The sequence below is a fragment of the Pseudolabrys sp. FHR47 genome (assembly GCF_005153485.1).
Classification (GTDB): Bacteria; Pseudomonadota; Alphaproteobacteria; order Rhizobiales; family Xanthobacteraceae; genus Pseudolabrys.
Map to the genome: position 1 here is coordinate 1,019,885 of NZ_CP039740.1, position 20,600 is coordinate 1,040,484.

The 20,600-nt window shown below is 62.6% G+C and carries 17 protein-coding genes; 14 read left to right on the top strand and 3 right to left on the bottom strand.

The window, feature by feature from the left end; genetic code table 11:
* Positions 1–51: 51 nt before the first annotated feature.
* From E8Q40_RS05040 to E8Q40_RS05080, 9 genes are all read left to right on the top strand, one after another.
* On the top strand, positions 52–957 hold the full coding sequence (locus tag E8Q40_RS05040; RefSeq protein WP_137043346.1) for a Crp/Fnr family transcriptional regulator: 906 nt from the start codon (positions 52–54) through the stop codon (positions 955–957).
* A gap of 473 nt (positions 958–1,430) precedes the next feature.
* Positions 1,431–2,447, top strand: a complete 1,017-nt coding sequence (locus E8Q40_RS05045) for a tripartite tricarboxylate transporter substrate binding protein (protein WP_137043347.1) — start codon at positions 1,431–1,433, stop codon at positions 2,445–2,447.
* Between the two features lie 40 nt (positions 2,448–2,487).
* Entirely contained in the window at positions 2,488–2,994 is a 507-nt protein-coding gene (locus tag E8Q40_RS05050) for a tripartite tricarboxylate transporter TctB family protein (protein WP_137043348.1), read from the top strand.
* A 139-nt stretch (positions 2,995–3,133) separates the two neighbouring features.
* Complete coding sequence (locus tag E8Q40_RS05055) at positions 3,134–4,654, top strand: tripartite tricarboxylate transporter permease (RefSeq protein ID WP_137043349.1); 1,521 nt, start codon at positions 3,134–3,136, stop codon at positions 4,652–4,654.
* A 156-nt stretch (positions 4,655–4,810) separates the two neighbouring features.
* Positions 4,811–5,494, top strand: a complete 684-nt coding sequence (locus E8Q40_RS05060) for a GntR family transcriptional regulator (protein WP_370455249.1) — start codon at positions 4,811–4,813, stop codon at positions 5,492–5,494.
* A 75-nt stretch (positions 5,495–5,569) separates the two neighbouring features.
* Positions 5,570–7,297, top strand: a complete 1,728-nt coding sequence (gene oxc / locus E8Q40_RS05065) for an oxalyl-CoA decarboxylase (RefSeq protein WP_137043351.1) — start codon at positions 5,570–5,572, stop codon at positions 7,295–7,297.
* Positions 7,298–7,393: 96 nt separating this feature from the next.
* Positions 7,394–8,842, top strand: a complete 1,449-nt coding sequence (gene frc, locus E8Q40_RS05070) for a formyl-CoA transferase (RefSeq protein WP_137043352.1) — start codon at positions 7,394–7,396, stop codon at positions 8,840–8,842.
* Between the two features lie 111 nt (positions 8,843–8,953).
* Positions 8,954–9,883: a methionyl-tRNA formyltransferase gene (locus E8Q40_RS05075; protein ID WP_137043353.1), complete on the top strand. Its 930-nt coding sequence runs from the start codon at positions 8,954–8,956 to the stop codon at positions 9,881–9,883.
* Between the two features lie 115 nt (positions 9,884–9,998).
* Positions 9,999–11,693, top strand: coding sequence for a formate--tetrahydrofolate ligase (locus tag E8Q40_RS05080; protein ID WP_137043354.1), 1,695 nt, complete (start codon positions 9,999–10,001; stop codon positions 11,691–11,693).
* Between the two features lie 69 nt (positions 11,694–11,762).
* Here the strand turns inward: E8Q40_RS05080 and E8Q40_RS05085 are convergent, their stop codons facing one another.
* The gene (locus tag E8Q40_RS05085; RefSeq protein WP_137043355.1) at positions 11,763–12,338 is read right to left on the bottom strand and encodes an isochorismatase family protein; all 576 of its coding nucleotides are present in this window, start codon (positions 12,336–12,338) and stop codon (positions 11,763–11,765) included.
* Between the two features lie 253 nt (positions 12,339–12,591).
* Here E8Q40_RS05085 and E8Q40_RS05090 point away from each other — a divergent pair, with 253 nt between their 5' ends.
* The 3 genes from E8Q40_RS05090 (at position 12,592) to ppa (ending at position 14,655) form a co-directional block, all read left to right on the top strand.
* Positions 12,592–13,071: a TetR/AcrR family transcriptional regulator gene (locus E8Q40_RS05090; RefSeq protein WP_246663005.1), complete on the top strand. Its 480-nt coding sequence runs from the start codon at positions 12,592–12,594 to the stop codon at positions 13,069–13,071.
* 125 nt (positions 13,072–13,196) lie between these two features.
* Positions 13,197–13,883 (top strand): glutathione S-transferase family protein, encoded by a 687-nt coding sequence (locus E8Q40_RS05095; RefSeq protein ID WP_137043356.1) that lies wholly within the window; start codon positions 13,197–13,199, stop codon positions 13,881–13,883.
* Between the two features lie 193 nt (positions 13,884–14,076).
* A complete protein-coding gene (ppa, locus tag E8Q40_RS05100) occupies positions 14,077–14,655 on the top strand; it encodes an inorganic diphosphatase (protein ID WP_137043357.1) in 579 nt (192 codons plus the stop codon).
* A gap of 15 nt (positions 14,656–14,670) precedes the next feature.
* On the opposite strand, the gene E8Q40_RS05105 is transcribed toward ppa, so the two are convergent.
* Positions 14,671–15,561, bottom strand: a complete 891-nt coding sequence (locus E8Q40_RS05105; RefSeq protein WP_137043358.1) for a LysR family transcriptional regulator — start codon at positions 15,559–15,561, stop codon at positions 14,671–14,673.
* Between the two features lie 171 nt (positions 15,562–15,732).
* On the opposite strand from E8Q40_RS05105, the gene E8Q40_RS05110 reads away from it, so the two are divergent.
* The gene (locus E8Q40_RS05110) at positions 15,733–17,463 is read left to right on the top strand and encodes an NAD(P)H-dependent oxidoreductase subunit E (protein WP_137043359.1); all 1,731 of its coding nucleotides are present in this window, start codon (positions 15,733–15,735) and stop codon (positions 17,461–17,463) included.
* Complete coding sequence (gene fdhF / locus E8Q40_RS05115) at positions 17,460–20,246, top strand: formate dehydrogenase subunit alpha (RefSeq protein WP_137043360.1); 2,787 nt, start codon at positions 17,460–17,462, stop codon at positions 20,244–20,246. Before E8Q40_RS05110 ends, fdhF begins: the two co-directional genes overlap by 4 nt.
* 95 nt (positions 20,247–20,341) lie before the next feature.
* On the opposite strand, the gene E8Q40_RS05120 is transcribed toward fdhF, so the two are convergent.
* Positions 20,342–20,554 carry a hypothetical protein gene (locus E8Q40_RS05120; protein ID WP_137043361.1) on the bottom strand — a complete coding sequence of 71 codons (213 nt, stop codon included), beginning with the start codon at positions 20,552–20,554 and terminating at the stop codon, positions 20,342–20,344.
* Positions 20,555–20,600 lie beyond the last annotated feature (46 nt).

Here is a 20,600-nt window from a genome sequence, read left to right on the forward strand (position 1 = left end):
GTAGAAATTGCGATAACTAAGCAAATCTACCCGCGGTTGTAACGCGTTCGCGTGAACGATTTCCGTTATCGACAACCGGACCTGCATCCCGTGGCAAACTTCGCGACCCGAAATTCCCCCAAGTCAGTGGTTGAGACCTCTTCGTTCGGCGGCACCGGAGTCTTCGGTACCCAGTTGGCCGAAGCGATGATTGGCTCGGCCTCGCCGCAGTCCCCCGACGATTCGAAGATGGCGGCAACGATGTGCGCCGTGTCATGCGACAGGGCTTGCTCCCTCTGCCCGGTTCACAACCTTCTCTGCGCCGGCCTTGGCAAGGATGCCGACGCCGAACTGCAGGCGATGCCGGTCGCAAGTTCGCTCCACACCATTCCGGCACGCCGGCTGATCCTGCATCCTAAGGAGTGGTCGGAATACGTGCCGATCATCTGCAGTGGTTGGGCCATGTCGTCGATTGCGCTGCCGGACGGGCGGCGGCAGATCATCTCTTTCCTGTTGCCAGGCGACATCGTTTCGATCGGGAGCCTGATTGCCCCGCTGTCCGGCCACGCCGTCGAAGCGATCACCGAGGTGACGTACCGGAAGTTCAAGCGCGACGAACTCAAGGATTTTCTGTTTGGACGTGCGGATCTGCTCGAACGGCTGTTCAAGCTCTGGAACGAGGCGAAGACGCGCGCCGATCAACTCGCTCTCGATCTGGGCCGCCGCCGCGCCGACGAACGCATCGCCCGCCTTATTCTCAGGCTCTCGGAAAAGGTCGCCAAGCGCTCGACGGTACGAACGCAGACCTTCGACTTCCCGCTGCGCCAGCGTCATATTGCCGACGCGACCGGTTTGACGCCGGTTCATGTCAGTAAGATTCTCGGCGAATTGCAGCGTGCCGGCATGGTCGAGATCGGCGGCCGCACGCTCACCATACTCAACGCCGCGGAACTCCAGCGAGTCGCTGACTGGCGCTAGAACTGCAGGCTTTGGTCGGATCTAGGCCGGGCCGGCCTGCGCATCCCGTTCTGCGCGCTTCTGCGATGCGATGTTCGTCCGTCCAGAAACAATCGTAGGCCTCCGAGCAGCGTTGTGCGCTGCGTGCGACGCAGTCTCCGAAAACGCGCGTTTTTTCCCGAGTCAAAATTTTAAATCGAGAAATTTCTCTCCGAACTGCACGTTCGGCTGAAATGATAAGCGCTGAGAAACATATCAATGGAATTGCGAGTAGTGACCGAGGACTTTCTGATCGGCTTTTTTAATTAGAATGGGTGCGTTGCAGCGACGTTTGCTGCGCTTGCACGATAAGAATTGGTACTTTTCCGCTTGCGGACCGCCCGCGATTATATTGGTATAATGTATAATACGCGCCAAAAGAAATAATCGGCGTTCAAGCGCAGGGACGGCGGTAAACGTCGGCTCTAATGAACGATCCTAACAGGGAGGATGCGATGTCCGTTGCCAAGACGATTCTGACGATCGGTACCGCTGCTTTTGCGAGCGGCGTATTCGCGCTGTCGACCCTGCCGGCAAAGGCATGGGAGCCCAGCCATCCCATCGAAATCATCGTGCCGGCCGGCACCGGCGGTGGCGCCGACCAAATGGCGCGCACGATGCAGGGCATCATCAGCAAGCACAATCTGACGACGCAGCCGGTGGTGGTGATCAACAAGTCCGGTGGCGCGGGCGGGGAAGGCTTCCTCGACGTCAAGAACTCCCAAGGCAACGATCACAAGCTGATCATCACCTTGTCGAACCTGTTCACGACGCCGATGGCGACAGGCATCCCGTTCTCCTGGAAAGATCTTACGCCGGTCGCGATGATGGCGCTCGACGAGTTCATCCTCTGGGTCAATGCCGAGAAGCCCTACAAGACGGCGAAGGACTATGTCGACGCGATCAAGGCAGCGCCGGACAACACCTTCAAGATGGGCGGCACCGGCTCCAAGCAGGAAGACCAGATCATCACTGTCGCGCTTCAGAAGGCGACCGGCAAGAAGATGATCTACATCCCGCAGAAGGGCGGTGGTGCCGTGGCCGTCCAGCTCGTTGGCGGCCATATCGATTCGTCGGTCAACAACCCGATCGAGGCAGTGGCGCACTGGCGCGCCGGCAAGCTCAAGCCGCTGTGCGTCTTCGACAGCAAGAAGCTCGACTATCACGACAAGATTGCCGGCGATCTGGCCTGGGACTCGATCCCGACCTGCAAGTCGGCTGGCCTCGATGTCGAATACGTGATGCTGCGCGGTTACTTCATGCCTCCGGGCGTCAGCAAGGAAGCCGTCGACTATTACGTCAACCTCATGAAGAAGGTGCGTGAAACTCCTGAGTGGAAGAAACTCATGAGCGATGGCGCCTTCAACCAGAGCTTCATGACCGGCGACGAGTATGCGAAGTGGGTCGCCAACGCCGAAAAGCAGCATGAAGCCTTGATGAAGGAAGCCGGCTTCCTCGCGAAGACCAATTAACGTCGGTCGGACGCACAGAACAGTACGCGCGAGGAAAGCAATGAGCGAAGCTGCACATGAATCCGGTGGGGCTGGTCCGTCCCACCGGAGCGTCGAGGCGGGTGTTGCCGTCGCTGCCGGAGTTCTTGGCCTTATAACGGTTCTCGGTAGCCTGAGAGTCGGTATCGGCTGGGGCGATGAAGGGCCGATGGCCGGATTCTTCCCGTTCTATATCGGCCTCATCATCATCATCGCCTCGGTCGTCAATTTCGCTAACCTGTTCATCGGCGATAAAGACCATGGCGTCTTCGCCTCATGGGATCAGCTCGGTAAGGTCGTGTCGGTCGTTATCCCGACGGCGATTTACGTAGCCGTCCTGCCGTATATCGGCATCTACGTGGCATCCGCCCTGCTGATCGCCGCGTTCATGCGGTGGTTCGGCAAGTATCGGTGGACCATGGCGGCCGCGGTCGGCGTGCTCGTTCCGGTCATGGCCTTCGTCATGTTCGAGCGCTGGTTCCTGGTGCCGCTGCCGAAGGGGCCGCTCGAGCGCATGTTGGGATTCTAGGCGTGTCCGGCGGCGGGGGCCGGCATGCCGATCGACAAGAAGCCTGATCGAAAAGAAACGATGGGAGAGCCGCGCCTTGGATGATCGGCCCTGGCTCAGGGGCGGTCTTGTGGCCGGCGGCGCGTTGAGGGAATAGGCAATGATCGAAGATATCGGCAATCTGATGCACGGCTTCGGGGTCGTGTTGCAGCCGCACAACATTCTTCTGATGGTGCTCGGCATCGTCCTTGGCGTCATCGTCGGCGTGCTGCCGGGCCTCGGCGGCGCCAACGGCGTGGCGATCCTCTTGCCGCTGACATTCTCGATGTCGCCGACATCGGCGATCATCATGCTGTCCTGTATCTACTGGGGCGCGCTGTTCGGCGGTGCCATCACCTCCATCCTGTTCAACATACCTGGCGAACCTTGGTCGGTCGCAACGACATTCGACGGCTATCCGATGGCTCAGCAGGGCCGGGCGGGCGAGGCGCTCACCGCGGCCTTTACGTCGTCCTTCGTCGGTGCCCTGTTTGCCGTCATCATGATCACGCTGGTCGCACCGCTCGTGGCCAGCTTCGCCTTGCGCTTCGGTCCCGCCGAGATCTTCTCGGTCTACTTCCTGGCCTTCTGCAGTTTCGTCGGCCTCAGCAAGGAGCCGCCGTTCAAGACGATCGCGGCGATGATGATGGGCTTCGCTTTGGGCGCGGTCGGTCTCGATCAGATGACCGGCCAACTCCGTCTGACCTTCGGCTTCGAAACGCTGCTCAGCGGCTTCGACTTCCTGATCGCGGTCATTGGTCTCTTCGGTATCGGCGAAATTCTGTTGACGATGGAAGAGGGGCTGAGCTTCCGCGGCAAGGCGGCCAAGATCAACCTGCGCGTGGTGTTCGATACGTGGAAGGAACTGCCGAAGTACTGGATGCTGTCGCTGCGTTCCTGCCTCATCGGCTGCTGGATGGGCATCTCGCCCGCGGGCGCGACGCCGGCATCGTTCATGAGCTACGGCATTGCCAAGCGCATCTCCAAGCGGGGCAACAAGTTCGGCACCGGTCAGATCGAAGGCGTCGTGGCGCCGGAAACCGCCGCGCATGCCGCCGGTACGGCCGCTCTGCTGCCGATGTTGGCCCTCGGCGTGCCCGGATCTCCGACGGCGGCGGTGTTGCTCGGCGGCTTGCTGATCTGGGGTCTGCAGCCCGGTCCGCTGCTGTTCACCGAACAGCCAGACTTCGTCTGGGGCCTGATCGCGTCAATGTATATGGGCAACATCGTCGGCCTGCTGGTGGTGCTGACCTGCGTGCCGCTGTTTGCCGCGATCCTGCGCATCCCGTTCAGCGTGATCGCGCCGATCATCCTCGTGTTGTGCGCCATCGGCGCTTACACGGTCCATAACAACACGTTCGACGTCGTGATGATGCTGGTGTTCGGCGTGGTCGGCTATCTGATGAAGAAGACCGGCTATCCGCTGGCGCCGATGGTGCTAGCGATCGTGCTGGGCGACAAGGCCGAAGAGTCCTTCCGGCAATCTCTGCTCGGCTCGCAGGGCGGGCTTGGCGTCTTCTTCTCCAACGCCCTGGTCGGCACGATCATGACGCTGGGCCTGATCGCACTGTTCTGGCCGATCATCCAGGGTGCGTGGTCGCGGTTGCGCGGATCGGCTCCCGAGCCGCGAGCAGCGGAATAAAGCGGAGCGGGAGGGAACACAGTTGCGGCTCTCCCGCGCCTCTGGCATATTGTATACCAGATTGACCACCGGTCGGACATGAGCACCAAAGGCGTCAGTACCCGGAATGTTTCCCCGCGCGGACGCGCCGGCAACGCCGCGCGCACCCCTGCCGGTATCGAGCGTCCGGTGCTGGCGCCGATCGAGGAGTCGCCGAGCTTCAAGCACAAGGCCTATACCGCGCTGAAGAACGCCATCGTTGCGATGGACATCTACCACAGCCGCGACGAGATCCGCCTCGACGAGCGCCGGCTGGCGCAGGACTTCGGCATTTCCCGCACGCCGGTGCGTGAGGCGATGGCCCAGCTCGAAAGCGAAGGGTTCGTGCGCTCGGTGCCGCGCCGCGGGATCTATGTCGTGCGCAAGACCAAGCAGGAAGTGATCGAGATGATCACGGCCTGGGCGGCACTCGAGAGCATGGCGGCGCGGCTTATTACCCAGGCGGCGACCGACGACGAGATTGCCGGCCTGCGCGAGATGTTCGCGGCCTTCATCGACGGCAAGCTGCGCGCCCACCTCGACGAATATTCCGACGCCAACATCGAATTCCACCAGACCATCATCCGGCTCAGCAAAAATCACGTGCTGATCGATCTGGCGGCCAACCTGTTCACGCATATGCGGATGATCCGCCGCACCACCATCGGCGAGAAGGATCGCGCCGACCGGTCGATCAAGGATCACATGGCGATTATCGAGGCACTGGAAGCGCGCAACACCAAGCGCGCCGAAGAGTTGGTGCGCGACCATGCGCTCGGCCTGGCCGAGCATGTGGCGAAGTTCGCCGATTATCTGGACTGACATCGAACTTGAGCGGCCCGCGTGGCGCCCGGCGCGAGCGGCGGCCGCAGCATGAAAGAAGAGGGAGCGAGTAAAATGGCGGAAGCAGCGGTGAAGCAGGACGCTGGCGACGAACGTGAGTTGACCGATGGCTTCAACCTCATCATCGACGCGCTCAAGCTCAACGGAGTCAAGACGCTCTACGCCGTGCCGGGCATTCCGATCACCGACTTCCTGCGCATGTCGCAGGCGGAGGGGCTGCGCGTCCTGTCGTTCCGTCATGAGCAGGCCGCCGGCTATGCGGCCTCGATCGCGGGCTTCCTGACCAAGCAGCCGGGCATCTGCGTCACGGTGTCGGCGCCGGGCTTCCTCAACGGCCTGACGGCGCTCGCCCACGCGACCACCAACTGCTTCCCGATGATCCTGATTTCCGGCTCGTCCGAGCGCGAGATCGTCGATCTGCAGCAGGGCGACTATGAGGAAATGGATCAGCTCGCCATCGCCAAGCCGCTGTGCAAGGCCGCGTTCCGTGTGCTGCACGCCCAGGACATCGGCATCGGTCTCGCCCGCGCGATCCGCGCCGCGGTGTCCGGCCGCCCGGGCGGCGTTTATCTCGACCTGCCGGCCAAGCTGTTCGGCCAGGTGATGGATGCCGAGGCCGGCCGGAAGTCGCTGGTCAAGGTGATCGATCCGGCGCCGGCGCAGCTCCCGGCCCCCGACTCCATCAAGCGCGCGCTCGATGTACTCAAGAGCGCCAAGAAGCCGCTGATCATCCTCGGCAAGGGCGCGGCCTATGCTCAGGCCGATGACGCCGTGAAGGCGCTGGTCGAAAAGTCTGGCGTGCCGTTCCTGCCAATGTCGATGGCCAAGGGCCTCTTGCCCGACACCCATCCGCAATGCGCCGGCGCGGCGCGCTCGACCGTGCTGAAGGATTCCGATGTCGTCATGCTGATCGGTGCCCGCCTCAATTGGCTCCTGTCGCACGGCAAGGGCAAGGCCTGGGGCGATGCGCCGAAAAAGTTCATCCAGATCGACATCGAACCCAAGGAAATGGACTCAAACGTCGAGATCGTGGCGCCGGTGGTCGGCGATATCGGCTCCTGCGTCGACGCGCTGCTCAAGGGCATGGGCGACAAGTGGCCCGCGCCCGCCGCCGACTGGATCAAGACGGTAACCTCGAAGCGCGACGACAACATCGCCAAGATGGCGCCGCGGCTGATGAACAACAACGTGCCGATGGATTATCACGGCGCGCTTGGCGTGCTACGCACCATCGTCAAGGAGCGCCCGGACGCCATCCTGGTCAACGAAGGCGCCAACACGCTCGATCTCGCGCGCGGCATCATCGATATCTACAAGCCGCGCAAGCGCATCGACGTCGGCACCTGGGGCATCATGGGCATCGGCATGGGCTATGCCGTCGCCGCCGCGGTTGAGACCGGCCAGCGCGTGCTGTGCGTCGAGGGCGACTCGGCGTTCGGCTTCTCCGGCATGGAGATCGAGACTATCTGCCGCTACAACCTGCCGGTCTGCATCGTCGTCTTCAACAATGACGGCATCTATCGCGGCACCGACGTCAACAAGGCGAGCGATGATCCGGCGACCACGGTGTTCGTCAAGGGCGCGCGCTACGACAAGATGATGGAAGCCTTCGGTGGTGTCGGCGTCAACGCGACCTCGCCGGATGAGCTGAAGCGGGCGGTCAACGCGGCGATGGATTCGGGCAAGCCGACCTTGATCAACGCCGTGCTCGATCCGGCCGCCGGCAGCGAGTCCGGCCGTATCGGCAATCTAAACCCGCAGAGCCAGTTGAAGAAGAAGTGAATGTGTCGTCCCCGCGAAAGCGGGGACCCAGCCCTTGGAGCATAAGAGCTGGATGCCCGCTTTCGCGGGCATGACAGCCGAGAGTGGAGCAAGCAGATGGCGAAGAAGAAACAGAAGAAAGCTAAAGCAAAAACGGCTGCGAAAAAGCCCGCCCGCAAGGTGGTCAAACTCGCCGCCAAGAAGCCGGCCGCGAAGAAGACCGCGCCGAAGAAGGCCAACGGCAACGGCGCTTATCCGAAGCCGTCGTCAAAGCCCTTCGGCCAGGCGGGCAAGGCCCTGGACGGCGTGCGCATCCTCGACTTTACGCATGTGCAGTCCGGTCCGACCTGCACGCAGCTACTCGCCTGGTTCGGCGCAGACGTCATCAAGGTCGAACGCCCCGGCGTCGGCGATATCACGCGCGGCCAGCTCGTCGATGTGAAAGGCGCGGATTCGCTCTACTTCACCATGCTCAATCACAACAAGCGCTCGATCACGATCGACTCCAAGCATCCGCAGGGCATGCGCGTGCTCAACGCGCTCATCAAGAGCTGCGACGTGCTGGTCGAGAACTTCGCGCCCGGCGCGCTCGATCGCATGGGCCTGACCTGGGACTACATCCACAAGCTCAACCCGCGCATGATCGTCGCCTCGGTCAAGGGCTTCGGCCCCGGCCCATATGAAGATTGCAAGGTCTACGAGAACGTCGCGCAATGCGCCGGCGGCTCGGCTTCGACCACCGGCTTCCGCGATGGTCCGCCGCTTGTGACCGGCGCGCAGATCGGCGACTCAGGGACAGGTCTGCATCTCGCACTTGGCATCGTCACGGCGCTGTATCAGCGCAACCGCACCGGCCGCGGCCAGAAGGTGCTGTGCGCCATGCAGGACGGCGTGCTCAATCTGTCACGCGTCAAGCTGCGCGATCAGCAACGCCTCGCCCACGGCCCGCTGACCGAATACTCGCAATACGGCGAAGGCGTTCCGTTCGGCGATGCCGTGCCGCGCGCCGGCAACGACTCCGGTGGCGGTCAGCCCGGCCGTATTCTCAAGTGCAAAGGCTGGGAGACCGATCCGAACGCCTACATCTACTTCATCACCCAGGCGCCGGTGTGGGGCGAAATCTGCGACATCATCGGCGAGCCGACCTGGAAGACCGATCCGGAGTTCTCTACGCCGAAGGCCCGGCTGCCGAAGCTCAACCAGATCTTCGCGCGTATCGAGGCATGGACCATGACCATGACCAAGTTCGAGGTCATGAACGCCTGCAACGCGGTCGATATCCCGGTCGGTCCGATCCTGTCGATGAAGGAGATCGCCGAGGAGAAGTCGCTGCGCGATACCGGCACCGTCGTTGAGGTCGATCATCCGGTGCGCGGTAAGTATCTGAGCGTCGGCAATCCGATCAAGATGTCGGATTCGATCTCGGAGGTGAAGCGCTCGCCGCTGCTCGGCGAACACACCGACGAAATCCTGTCCGACGTGCTCGGCTTCAAGGCGGCCGAGATCGCGGAGATCAAGAACTCCGGCGCTCTCAGCGCGCCGGAGAAGAAGGAAAAGGCGGCTTAACGAAGGATGCTGTCATCGTCCGCGAAAGCGGACGATCCAGCTCTTGCGGGTTAAGCGCTGGATGCCCCGCTTTCGCGGGGCATGACGGCGGAGTGTTTGGGAGGCTATTGAATGCGTATCGTGGTTCACGGCCAGCAGGCCTTCGGCAAGGCGGTGCTGGAAGCGCTGCTCAAGCGCGGCGACGAGGTCATCGCCGTCTATGTCGCTCCTGAGAAGGAAGGCGCCAAGGCCGATCCGCTGAAGGAAGCCGCGCTCGCCGCCGGGCTGCCGGTGCATCAGCCGTCGTCCTACAAGGACCCGAAGGTGTGGGAAGAGTTCAAGGCGATGAAGCCCGACCTCCAGGTCATGGCTTTCGTCACGCTCTTCGTGCCGGAGGAGTTCCTCAACATTCCGACTTACGGCTCGATCCAGTATCATCCCTCTCTGCTGCCGGCCTATCGCGGTGCATCCGCGATCAACTGGCCGATCATCAAGGGCGAGAAGGAAACCGGTCTGTCGATCTTCTGGCCGGACAACGGCCTCGATACCGGCGATATCCTCATCCAGAAGAAGACGCCGATCTCCGACACCGACACGCTCGGCACCGTCTATTTCGATCGCCTGTTCCCGATGGGCGTCGACGCCATGCTCGAAGGCGTCGATCTCGTAAAGGCCGGCAAGGCGCCGAAGATCAAGCAGGACGAATCCAAGGCCACCTATGAAGGCCTGTGCCGCGCCGAGAACGCCAAGATTGATTGGGGCAAGCCCTGGGAGCAGATCGACCGCCTGATCCGCGGCTGCAATCCTGCGCCGGGTGCCTGGACCACGCTCAATGGCGCCACCGTCAAGGTGTTCGACGCCAAGCCGCTGCCGGCGCGCGATCCCAAGGGCATCGGCGGCAAGCTCGGCGAGATCGTCGCCATGGATGACAACAGCATCACCGTCGTCTGCGCCGATGGCCGCTTCAACGTCACCCGCGTTCAGGCCGAGGGCGGCAAGAAGGTGAGCGCGGGCGAGTGGGCAAAGTCGGTCAATCTCGCGCTGAAGACAAGATTTAGTTGAAGACGTCGTCCCCGCGAAAGCGGGGACCCAGCACTTCAAAGGGCTGGATGCCCGCCTTCGCGGGCATGACACGGAAAGAATAGCCGGTTCACAAAGTCACCAACGGAAACGCACCATGCCCGCCTCGCAGCACCAGAACCCGAAATCGGATATCGAAATTTCCCAGGCCGCCACCAAGCGGCGGATCCTCGACGTCGCCAAGGAAAAGCTCGGCATCGCCGCGGAAAACCTCGAACCCTATGGCCATTACAAGGCCAAGGTGTCGATGGATTACGTCAAGTCGCTGGCCGGCAAGCCGAACGGCAAGCTGATCCTGGTGACGGCGATTTCGCCGACCCCGGCGGGCGAAGGCAAGACGACCACAACGGTCGGCCTCACCGACGCGCTCAATTACATCGGCAAGAAGGCGATGCTCTGCCTGCGTGAGCCGTCGCTCGGACCGTCCTTCGGCGTGAAGGGTGGCGCCGCCGGCGGCGGCTACGCGCAGGTGATCCCGATGGAGGACATCAACCTCCACTTCACCGGCGACTTCCACGCCATCACCTCGGCGCACAATTTGCTCTCGGCGCTGATCGACAACCATATCTACTGGGGCAACGCCCTCGGCATTGACAGCCGCCGCGTCACCTGGCGCCGCGTCATGGACATGAACGACCGCGCGCTGCGCGAGATCGTCTGCTCGCTCGGCGGCGTCGCCAACGGCTATCCGCGCGAGGCCGGCTTCGACATCACGGTTGCTTCCGAAGTGATGGCGATCTTCTGCCTGGCGCGCGATCTCGAAGACCTCAAGGAGCGCCTCGGCAATATCATCGTGGGCTATACCCGTGACCGCAAAGCGATCCGCGCCCGGGAGCTCAACGCCCACGGCGCCATGGCGGCGCTGCTTAAGGATGCCATCGCGCCGAACTTGGTGCAGACGCTGGAAGGCACGCCGGCCTTCATCCACGGCGGTCCCTTCGCCAATATCGCGCATGGCTGCAACTCGGTGTCCGCGACCGCGACCGCGCTCAAGCTTGCCGACTATGTGGTGACCGAAGCCGGCTTCGGCGCCGATCTCGGCGCCGAGAAATTCATCGACATCAAGTGCCGCAAAGCCGGGCTCAAGCCGGATTGCGTGGTTATCGTCGCCACCATCCGCGCGCTCAAGATGCATGGCGGTGTCAAGAAGGAAGACCTCAAGAAGGAGGACCTCAAGGCCCTCGAGGCCGGCATGTCCAACCTGCAGCGGCACATCGAGAACCTCAAGAAGTTCGGTCTGCCAGCGGTGGTCTCGATCAACCGCTTCTCGGCGGATAGCGAAGCCGAAATCAAGCTGGTCAAGGACAAGTGCAAGGCGCTTGGCGTCGAGGCGCTGATGGCCGATCACTGGGCCATGGGCGGCGAGGGCGCGGCCGATGTCGCCAAGGCCGTGGTCAAGACCATCGACGAGGGCAAGGCTAACCTCAAGTTCCTCTATCCGGACGAGATGCCGCTGTTCGAGAAGATCCGCACCATCGCCAAGGAGATCTACCGCGCCGATGATGCGACGGCCGACAAATCGGTCAAGGATCAGCTCAAGCAGTGGGAAGAGATGGGCTTCGGCAAGCTGCCGGTCTGCATCGCCAAGACCCAGTATTCATTCTCGACCAACCCGGACGCCAAGGGCGCGCCGACCGGTTTCAATATCCCGGTGCGCGAGGTCCGCCTCTCGGCCGGCGCCGAGTTCGTCGTCGCGGTCTGCGGTGAGATCATGACCATGCCGGGCCTGCCGAAGACCCCGTCGGCCGACGTCATCGACGTCAAGGATGGCAAGATCGTCGGGCTGTTCTGATACGATCTTGTTGCAAGATACATGCGGCCGCCGGTTGACCGCCGGCGGCCGCTTTTCTTTGCGCGGTCGCTATGCCGTCAATGAACCGATGATCTCGTTGCTCTTTCGTACCCGTGCAACGCGAGGCAGAATTTTCTCGATCGCAACGGCATGCAAGCCTTCGACGATGCTGGTTGACGCATCTTCGGCGACGACGACGTTGTAGTTCAGGTGCCAGGCATCTCGGGCAGTCTGCTCGACGCCGAAATTGGTGGCGACACCGCCAATGACGATCGTGTCGATGCCGCGTCGACGCAGTTGAAGGTCGAGTTCGGTGTTAAAGAAAGCGCTCCATGTCCGCTTGGTGATCGGCAGATGTGGCAGGCTCGCGACTTCCGGCACGATCTCGGCCCAGTCGGCGGGCAAGCCGCCCGACGGTACGGCGAGCGGCAGGTCGGTCTTCCCGCGCGGCGCCACGCTCATGTCTGCGCCGAAATGGACATTTACCAGCACGACGAGGCTACCGGCAGCGACGGCGGCCTTGCCGAGCGCGGCGGCCGTGGCCACGACGTCGTCGGCCGAGTAGGGCGACAGCGGGCGCGCCAGAATGCCTCTCTGCAGGTCGATGAGAATGAGCGCGGTCTTCTTCGGGTCGAGGTCGAGCATGAAGTTCTGCTTTCAGGTTCCAAAAAAGCTGTGAGGCGGACGCGCGTTGCCGCGAATCCGTATTTCCTCGGCATTGGCCCGGCCCTATATGAGGGTAGGCTCATATTTGAGATATATGAGGATGGCCTCACAAAAGTCAAGTGCTAATGCCGAGCCACGCGTCCCACAACGCGAGCGCGGCCGCGCTCGCGTCGCGGCGCTGCTTGCGGCCGCCACCGAAGTCTTTGCCGAGAAAGGCTATGACGCAGCGACGATGACGGAGATCGCGGCGCGGGCCGGTGCGTCGATCGGGTCGCTTTATCAATTCTTTCCGACCAAGGAACTGCTCGCCGAGGCGCTTCACGCCAGCAATGCCGAGGCGCTGGAGACGATGCTCGACGGCTTGGCTCCGCGCCTGGCAGGCAAGCCGGCCGAAGCGCTGGCCGATGTCTTATTTGCTGAATTTTCTGATTTTCTTTCGGATCATCCGGCTTTCGTCGCTCTTGCCGATCGGCGCAGCATCGATCCCAAACGCAAGAAGGCGACGCGCCAGAAGCTGCGCGGCCAGATCGTTCGGCTGCTGACCGAAGCCGAGCCGCCCGTCCCGCGTTCCCGCGCGCAGGCTTTGGCAATTGTCATCCTGCATCTGTTGCGGGTTGCGGTGGCGATCGAAGGCGAGCCGGATCTAGAAGGCCGTGGTGCCGTGCTGGACGAAATCCGGCTTATGCTGAAGCAGCACCTGTCCGGACACTGACGACGCCAACCTTGCGGCAAGCATGGCTACTCACAGAGTTTTGCGAATTTGCCTGCTTGCGTAGGCTTCAGCAGAGTGATCGACTGCGCGCCGATTTGAAACCGGGTTACCCAAGGGGAAACACTATGCTCAAGTTCTACTATTCCGGCGCGCCGAACCCGATGAAGGTGGCGCTGTTCCTCGAAGAGGCTGGGCTGCCCTACGAGGCGATCCCTGTCGACACCCGCAAGGGCGACCAGCACAAGCCGGAATATCTGGCGATCAATCCGAATGCGAAGGTGCCGGCGATCGTCGATGGCGACGTCACCGTGTTCGATTCCAACGCCATCCTGCTTTATCTCGGCGAAAAGACCGGCGAGTTCATGCCGGCCTCGGGCGACAAGCTGCGCGGCGAGCTGTTGTCGTGGCTGATGTTCATCGCCTCCGGCGTCGGGCCGTACTCGGGGCAGTCGGTGCACTTCCGCAATTACGCGCCGGACAAGATCGAATACGCCATCAACCGCTACATGTACGAGGCGCAGCGGCACTATGGCATCATCGACGCGCGGCTCGGCAAACAGAAATACATGGTCGGCGATAGCTACACGATCGTCGACATGGCGCTATGGGGCTGGGCGCGGCTCATTCCCGTGGCGCTCGGCGAGAGTTACTGGGCCAAATTCCCGAACCTCAAGCGCCTGGTGGACGAGATCAACGCGCGCCCGGCCTCGGCCCGCGCCGTCGCCATCAAGGACAAGCACACCTTCAAGACCGAATTCGACGACGAGGCCAAAAAGGCGATGTTCCGCCACATGCACGAGAAGGTGATGTAGCGTCTTCCGCCGCCAAGTTGTCATGGCCGGGCCGCCCGAAGGGCGAGACCCGGCCATCTCGCTTAGGTAGGCACAGTGCGTCCATAAGCGGGATGCCCGGGACAAGCCCGGGCATGACAGCGGATGAGATAGCCGCGTTCATGGTTCTTTTGCGTTTGACCGTGTTAAAGTCCGATTAAACAGGACGCTGCCCATGGACCTCACAAAGATACCGTCTGGCCTCAACCCGCCGCACGACGTTTATGCCGTGATCGAGGTGCCGCTTGGCGGCGTGCCGGTAAAATACGAGTTCGACAAGGCCTCCAGCGCGTTGTTCGTCGACCGTTTCCTGCACACCGCGATGTTCTATCCCGGCAATTACGGCTTCATCCCGCATACTTTGTCGAACGATGGCGATCCCTGCGACGTGTTGGTAATCACGCAGGTGCCGGTGGTGCCTGGCGCCGTAATTCGCGTGCGCCCGGTCGGCGCGCTGCTGATGGAAGACGAAGCCGGCGGCGACGAGAAGATTCTTGCAGTGCCGGTCGACAAGCTGCATCCGTTCTATCGCGGCATCACCAGCTATCGCGATTTGCCGGACGTGATGATCGAGCAGATCGCGCACTTCTTCCAGCACTACAAGGATCTGGAAAAGGGCAAGTGGGTATCGATCGTCAAATGGCTCGATGCGCGCGAGGCCGAAACGCTGATCGTCGACGGCATCAAGCGGGCCAAAAGCAAGGCGCGCAAGAAGACCGTCAAGAAAGCCGTCAAGAGAACCGCGAAGAAGTAGGTCGTCTCGGAGCCGTCACGCTAGCGACGGCGCGAGGCGCTTGGCTTCAGTGACGAGCGCCGCGGTTGCCGGCGTCATCGGTTCGCGCCGCGGTACCACGAGGCCGATCGTCTGAAACGCGTCGGGTTCCAGAATCGGGATGGCGCGGATCGTTTCGGTGAGCCCGAGGGTCTGCGCGATCTTCTCCGGCATCACGCTCGCCCATCGTCCGGTGCGCACGTGGCTGTACAAAAGGATCATCGAATTCGATTCCAGCGTCGGCCGGGCTTCGGCGCCGGCGCTTTTGAGAAGGCGATCGATGATGCGGCGGTTCTGCATGTCGGGCGTCAGCAGGCACAGCGGCACCTGCGCCAGCTCCGCCCAGGTGACGCTCTCGCGATCGCCGAGCGGGGCGTCGGCAGACGTCAACAGCCGGTAATGCTCCTGATAGAGCGGCACGATGTTGACCCGGCCGATCGGCTCGTTCTCGATGTAGGTGATGCCGGCATCGATCTCGAGATTTTCCAGGAGGTCGAGAATTTCGATCGAGGTTCGCGACAGCACCGTGAACTGCACATGGGGGTGGCGCTCGCGATAGGGCGTTGTGAGCGCGGCCACCATGGGCAGCGCCGTCGGGATCGCGGCGATGCGCAGCCGCCCGGTCAGGCCGTGACGCAGGGCCTTGATGTCCTCGCGCATGGCGCGGCTGTCGCCGACGATGCGGCGCGCCCAGTCGAGCACACGCTCGCCTTCCGGTGTGAAGCCCTGGAATCGCGAGCCGCGTTTGACCAGCAGGACGCCCATCTGCTCCTCGAGTTGCTTCACGCCGGCCGACAGGGTTGGCTGGGTTACGCCGCAGGCCTCGGCGGCCCGGCCGAAGTGCTTTTCCCGTGCCAGCGCCAGCAGGAACTCGAGTTTGTCGATCAAAGGAATAATCCTTCTGAATCAGAACCTTAACTTAACACAGGCCGCCCGCGCACGCATCAATCTTGCGCGCCAATCGCCACTCTCACGATAGCTTTTGGCTATTAACCCATACCGGGGACGGGCTTGTCCACTCTCTGGAACGGCTTCAAAAAAGCCCTCTGGGAGAAGCTGATGAATATTCATAATCCGCCGAAAACCGGCGGCAACGGCCCGGGTCAGGGCGGCCGACGCAAAGCGCGGCGCACCCCCAAAGGCCGACAGGTCGACCCGCAAGCGCTGAGCGAAGTGCAAGCGCTGCTGATCGACAAGCCGCGCCGGCGCGATCTGCTCATCGAGCATCTGCACCTCATTCAGGATCATTACGGCCATATCTCCGCGCCGCATCTCGCCGCGCTGGCGCAGGAAATGCGTATGGCGCAGGCCGAGGTCTACGAGGTCGCGACCTTCTATTCGCATTTCGACGTGGTGAAGGAAGGCGGCACGCCGCCGGCGCCGGTCACTGTGCGCGTCTGCGACTCCCTGTCGTGCTGTATGGCGGGCGCCGACAAGCTGCTCCATGAACTGCCGGGCAAGCTCGGCAAGGATGTGCGTGTCGTGCGTGCGCCCTGCATGGGCGCCTGCGATCACGCGCCTGCTGTCGCTGTCGGCCACATGCAGACCTTCAATGCCACCGCCGACAAGGTCGCGGCGGCAGTGAAGACGCATCCGCATCCTCATGCCTGGAAACCGCAGACGGATTTCGCCGGCTACCAGAAGGCGGGTGGCTACTCGCTGCTGAAGGATCTCCTCGCCGGCAAGCGCACAACCGATGAGCTGATCAAGCTCGTCAGCGATGCCGGCCTGCGCGGCCTCGGCGGCGCCGGCTTCCCGACCGGGCGCAAATGGTCGCTGGTGCGCGCCGAACCGGCGCCACGCCTGTTCGCGGTGAACTGCGATGAGGGCGAGCCAGGCACTTTCAAGGACCGCTTCTATCTCGAGCGCGATCCGCATCGTTTCATCGAAGGCATGCTGATCGCCGCCTTCGTGGTCGAAGCTGCCGACACTTATCTCTACGTTCGCGATGAGTATCCCGAGATCCGGCTGATGCTGATCGAGGAGCTCGACAAGGTCGCGGCCGCCGGTCTGTCGCCGCACACCAAGGTGCATGTGCGCCGCGGTGCCGGCGCTTATATCTGCGGCGAAGAATCGGCGATGATCGAGTCGATCGAAGGCAAGCGCGGCCTGCCGCGCCATCGTCCGCCTTATGTCGCGCAGAAGGGCCTGTTCGGCCGTCCGACGCTCGAGCAGAACGTCGAGACGATGTACTGGATCCGCGACATCATCGAGAAAGGTCCGCAGTGGTTCGCCTCGCAGGGCAAGCCGGATCGCACCGGCTTCCGCAGTTTTTCGGTATCGGGCCGCGTGAAGAACCCTGGCGTGAAAGTCGCTCCGGCCGGGACCACGATCCGCGAACTGATCGACAAATACTGCGGCGGTATGCAGGACGGCCATAGGCTCAAGGGCTTTCTGCCCGGCGGCGCTTCGGGTGGCATCTTTCCGGCCTCGTTCGCCGAGCATCCGCTCGATTTCGGTACTTTCGAAAAGCATGGCGGCTTCGTCGGCTCGCACGCGGTGGTCATCCTGTCCGACAAGGACGACATGAAGGCGGTCGCGCTCAACCTCATGAAGTTTTTCGAGGATGAAAGTTGCGGCCAGTGCACGCCATGCCGTGTCGGCACCGAAAAGGCCGTCAAGCTAATGGAACACGGTCCCTGGAACGTCGGTTTGCTGACCGAATTGTCGACATTGATGCGCGATGCGTCGATCTGCGGCCTCGGCCAGGCAGCGCCCAATCCGCTGTTGTCGGTGCTCACTTATTTCCCCGAAGACCTCGAAAAGCCGCTTCAGGATCTCGCGCCATGACGGAACAGCCGGCGAAAACCTTCTTTATCGACGGCCACGAAATCGACATCCGCGAGGGTGAATCGATCTTCCGCGCCGCGCGTCGTCTCGACATCAAGCTGCCGCATCTGTGCTACTCGCCGAAGCCCGGCTACCGTGCCGACGGTAATTGCCGCGTCTGCATGGTTGAGATCGAGGGCGAACGCGTGCTGGCGGCGTCCTGCATCCGCACGCCGTCGCCCGGCATGAAGGTGAAGACCGACACCCATCGCGCCCAGACCGCACGCAAGATGGTGGCGGAGTTGCTGGTCACCGACCAGCCGGCGATGGACGTCGCTCATGATCGCGACTCAGAATTCTGGAAGACGGCCAAACGGCAGCACGCCGAGGCGGGCCGTTTTCCGAAGCGCGATGCGATCATCGTGCCGGAACCCGACCGCTCGCATCCGGCCATGGCGGTCAATCTCGACGCTTGCATCCAGTGTAATCTCTGCGTCCGTGCCTGTCGCGAAGTACAGGTCAATGACGTGATCGGCATGGCTGGCCGCGGTCACACCGAAAAGATCGTGTTCGATTTCGACGATCCGATGGGTCAGTCGACTTGCGTCGCCTGCGGCGAATGCGTGCAGGCCTGCCCGACCGGCGCGCTGATGCCGTCGACCATGGTCGATGACAACAACATCTATCTCGGCGCTCCCGATCGCACGGTGGACTCGGTCTGTCCCTATTGCGGCGTTGGCTGCCAACTCACCTACCAGATCAAGAACGACAAGATCGTCGCCGTCACCGGCCGCAACGGTCCGGCCAACGAGAACCGGCTCTGCGTCAAGGGCCGCTTCGGCTTCGACTATGTCAACAATCCGCAGCGCCTGACCAAGCCGATGATCCGCAAGGAAGGCGTGCCGAAGATTCCGCACGAATTCATCGACCCGTCGAACCCGTGGACCCATTTCCGCGAGGCGACCTGGGAAGAAGCGCTTGATCGCGCCGCGGGCGGTCTCAAGACCATCCGCGATCGCGACGGCTCGCAGGCGCTGGCCGGTTTCGGTTCGGCCAAAGGGTCGAACGAAGAGGCCTATCTGTTCCAGAAGCTGGTGCGGCAGGGCTTCGGCACCAATAACGTCGATCATTGCACGCGGCTCTGTCATGCCTCGTCGGTATCGGCGCTGCTCGAAGGCGTCGGTTCGGCGGCGGTGTCGGCGACCTTCAACGAAGTGAAGAACTCGGAAGTCATCATCGTCATCGGCGCAAACCCGACCGAGAACCATCCGGTGGCGGCGACTTATTTCAAGCAGGCCGCCAAGCGCGGCTCCAAGCTCGTGATCATGGATCCGCGTGGCACGGCGATGAAGCGCCATGCCTGGAAGATGATGCAGTTCAAGAACGGCACCGACGTGGCGATGCTCAACGCCATGCTCAACGTCATCGTGACCGAGAAGCTATACGATGAGCAATACATCCAGACCTACGTCGAAGGCTTCGACGCCTGGAAAGAAAACATCAAGGACTTCACGCCGGAAGAGATGGCGCCGATCTGCGGCATTGATGCCGACACCTTGCGCGAAGTTGCGCGTGCCTATGCGCGGGCCGAGTCTTCGATCATTTTTTGGGGCATGGGTGTCTCCCAGCACACCCACGGCACCGACAACGCCCGCTGCCTGATCGCGCTGGCGCTCATTACCGGCCAGATCGGCCGTCCCGGCACCGGGCTTCATCCGCTGCGCGGCCAGAACAACGTGCAGGGCGCCTCCGACGCGGGTCTGATCCCGATGTTCTTCCCGGACTACAAGTCGGTCGAAAATCCGGAAATCCGCAGCCAGTACGAACGTGTCTGGGGCGTCAAGCTGCCGCCGAAGCGCGGCAAGACCGTCGTTGAGATCATGGACGCGATCCATGAAGGCGAAATCAAGGGCATGTATATCGAGGGCGAAAACCCGGCGATGTCCGACCCCGATCTCAACCACGCGCGTCAGGCGCTGGCCCATCTCGAGCACCTCGTGGTGCAGGACCTGTTCCTGACCGAAACCGCCGTTTACGCCGATGTCGTGCTGCCGGCCTCCGGCTGGCCGGAGAAGGACGGCACCGTCACCAACACCAACCGCCAGGTCCAGATGGGCCGCGCCGCGGTGCCGATGCCGGGCGATGCGCGCCAGGACCTCTGGATCATCCAGGACATCGCCAACCGGCTCGGCTGCGGCTGGAACTACAAGCATGTCGGCGAGGTCTTCACCGAGATGGCCTCGCTGATGCCGGCGCTCGCCAACATCACCTGGGAGCGCGTCGAGCGCGAATACGCCGTGACCTATCCGGTCGACGGACCGGATGTTCCGGGTCGCGACGTCGTGTTCGACAACGGCTTCCCGCGCCCGGGCGGCTTCGCCAAGCTGGTCGCCACTAAGCTCACGCCGCCCGACGAGGTGCCGGATCACGACTATCCGTTCATCCTCTCTACCGGCCGCCAGCTCGAGCACTGGCACACCGGCTCGATGACCCGCCGCGCCAAGGTGCTCGACGCGCTCGAGCCGACCGCGATCGCGCAGCTGTCGCGCGGCACCATCGAGAAGCTCGGTATCGAGCCGGGCGACATGGTGCGGGTGTCGACGCGGCGCGGCGAGGTCGAATTGCAGGCGCGGCAGGACGATGCGGTGCCGGATGGTGTCGTGTTCATCCCCTTCGCCTACGTGGAAGCGGCGGCGAACCTCCTGACCAACCCGAAGCTCGATCCGTTCGGCAAGATTCCGGAGTTCAAATTCTGCGCGGCGAAGGTCGAGGCCGTGCGGCCGAAGATGGAAGCGGCGGAGTAGGGCGCTTTATCGTTACGCCAATCCGAAAAGCAAAATGCCCCGCTTGGCGGGGCATTTTCATGTCCGACGCTGGCCTGTGGCGGCGCCGCCGCGTCTCAGCCGATGCGGCGCGAGCGCGACAGAATGCTCTGGTAGCTCGGGGCGCGCGGGGCCGCCGGCTTCTGCCCGGCTTCGGCCTCCCCCTCACCTTTCGGCGCGAAGAAAGCGGCGACCTGTTCGTCGAACTTCCGGTTCTGCTCTTTCTTCGCCGCGTTGAACTCCTCGAGCGCCGCGTCGATGTTTCCCTTTTTGATTTTGATCCGGATCACAGTTCGATCTCCCACTTCTCGTCCACGCGCGGATATTGCAACGCGG

Coding starts and splice junctions, on each gene's coding strand:
- E8Q40_RS05090 (WP_246663005.1), top strand. CDS start 12,592: ATGACGGAGATCGCGGCGCGGGCCGGTGCGTCGATCGGGTCGCTTTAT.
- frc (WP_137043352.1), top strand. CDS start 7,394: ATGGCGAAGAAGAAACAGAAGAAAGCTAAAGCAAAAACGGCTGCGAAA.
- ppa (WP_137043357.1), top strand. CDS start 14,077: ATGGACCTCACAAAGATACCGTCTGGCCTCAACCCGCCGCACGACGTT.
- E8Q40_RS05055 (WP_137043349.1), top strand. CDS start 3,134: ATGATCGAAGATATCGGCAATCTGATGCACGGCTTCGGGGTCGTGTTG.
- E8Q40_RS05080 (WP_137043354.1), top strand. CDS start 9,999: ATGCCCGCCTCGCAGCACCAGAACCCGAAATCGGATATCGAAATTTCC.
- E8Q40_RS05050 (WP_137043348.1), top strand. CDS start 2,488: ATGAGCGAAGCTGCACATGAATCCGGTGGGGCTGGTCCGTCCCACCGG.
- fdhF (WP_137043360.1), top strand. CDS start 17,460: ATGACGGAACAGCCGGCGAAAACCTTCTTTATCGACGGCCACGAAATC.
- E8Q40_RS05110 (WP_137043359.1), top strand. CDS start 15,733: ATGAATATTCATAATCCGCCGAAAACCGGCGGCAACGGCCCGGGTCAG.
- E8Q40_RS05075 (WP_137043353.1), top strand. CDS start 8,954: ATGCGTATCGTGGTTCACGGCCAGCAGGCCTTCGGCAAGGCGGTGCTG.
- oxc (WP_137043351.1), top strand. CDS start 5,570: ATGGCGGAAGCAGCGGTGAAGCAGGACGCTGGCGACGAACGTGAGTTG.
- E8Q40_RS05085 (WP_137043355.1), bottom strand. CDS start 12,338: ATGCTCGACCTCGACCCGAAGAAGACCGCGCTCATTCTCATCGACCTG.
- E8Q40_RS05045 (WP_137043347.1), top strand. CDS start 1,431: ATGTCCGTTGCCAAGACGATTCTGACGATCGGTACCGCTGCTTTTGCG.
- E8Q40_RS05095 (WP_137043356.1), top strand. CDS start 13,197: ATGCTCAAGTTCTACTATTCCGGCGCGCCGAACCCGATGAAGGTGGCG.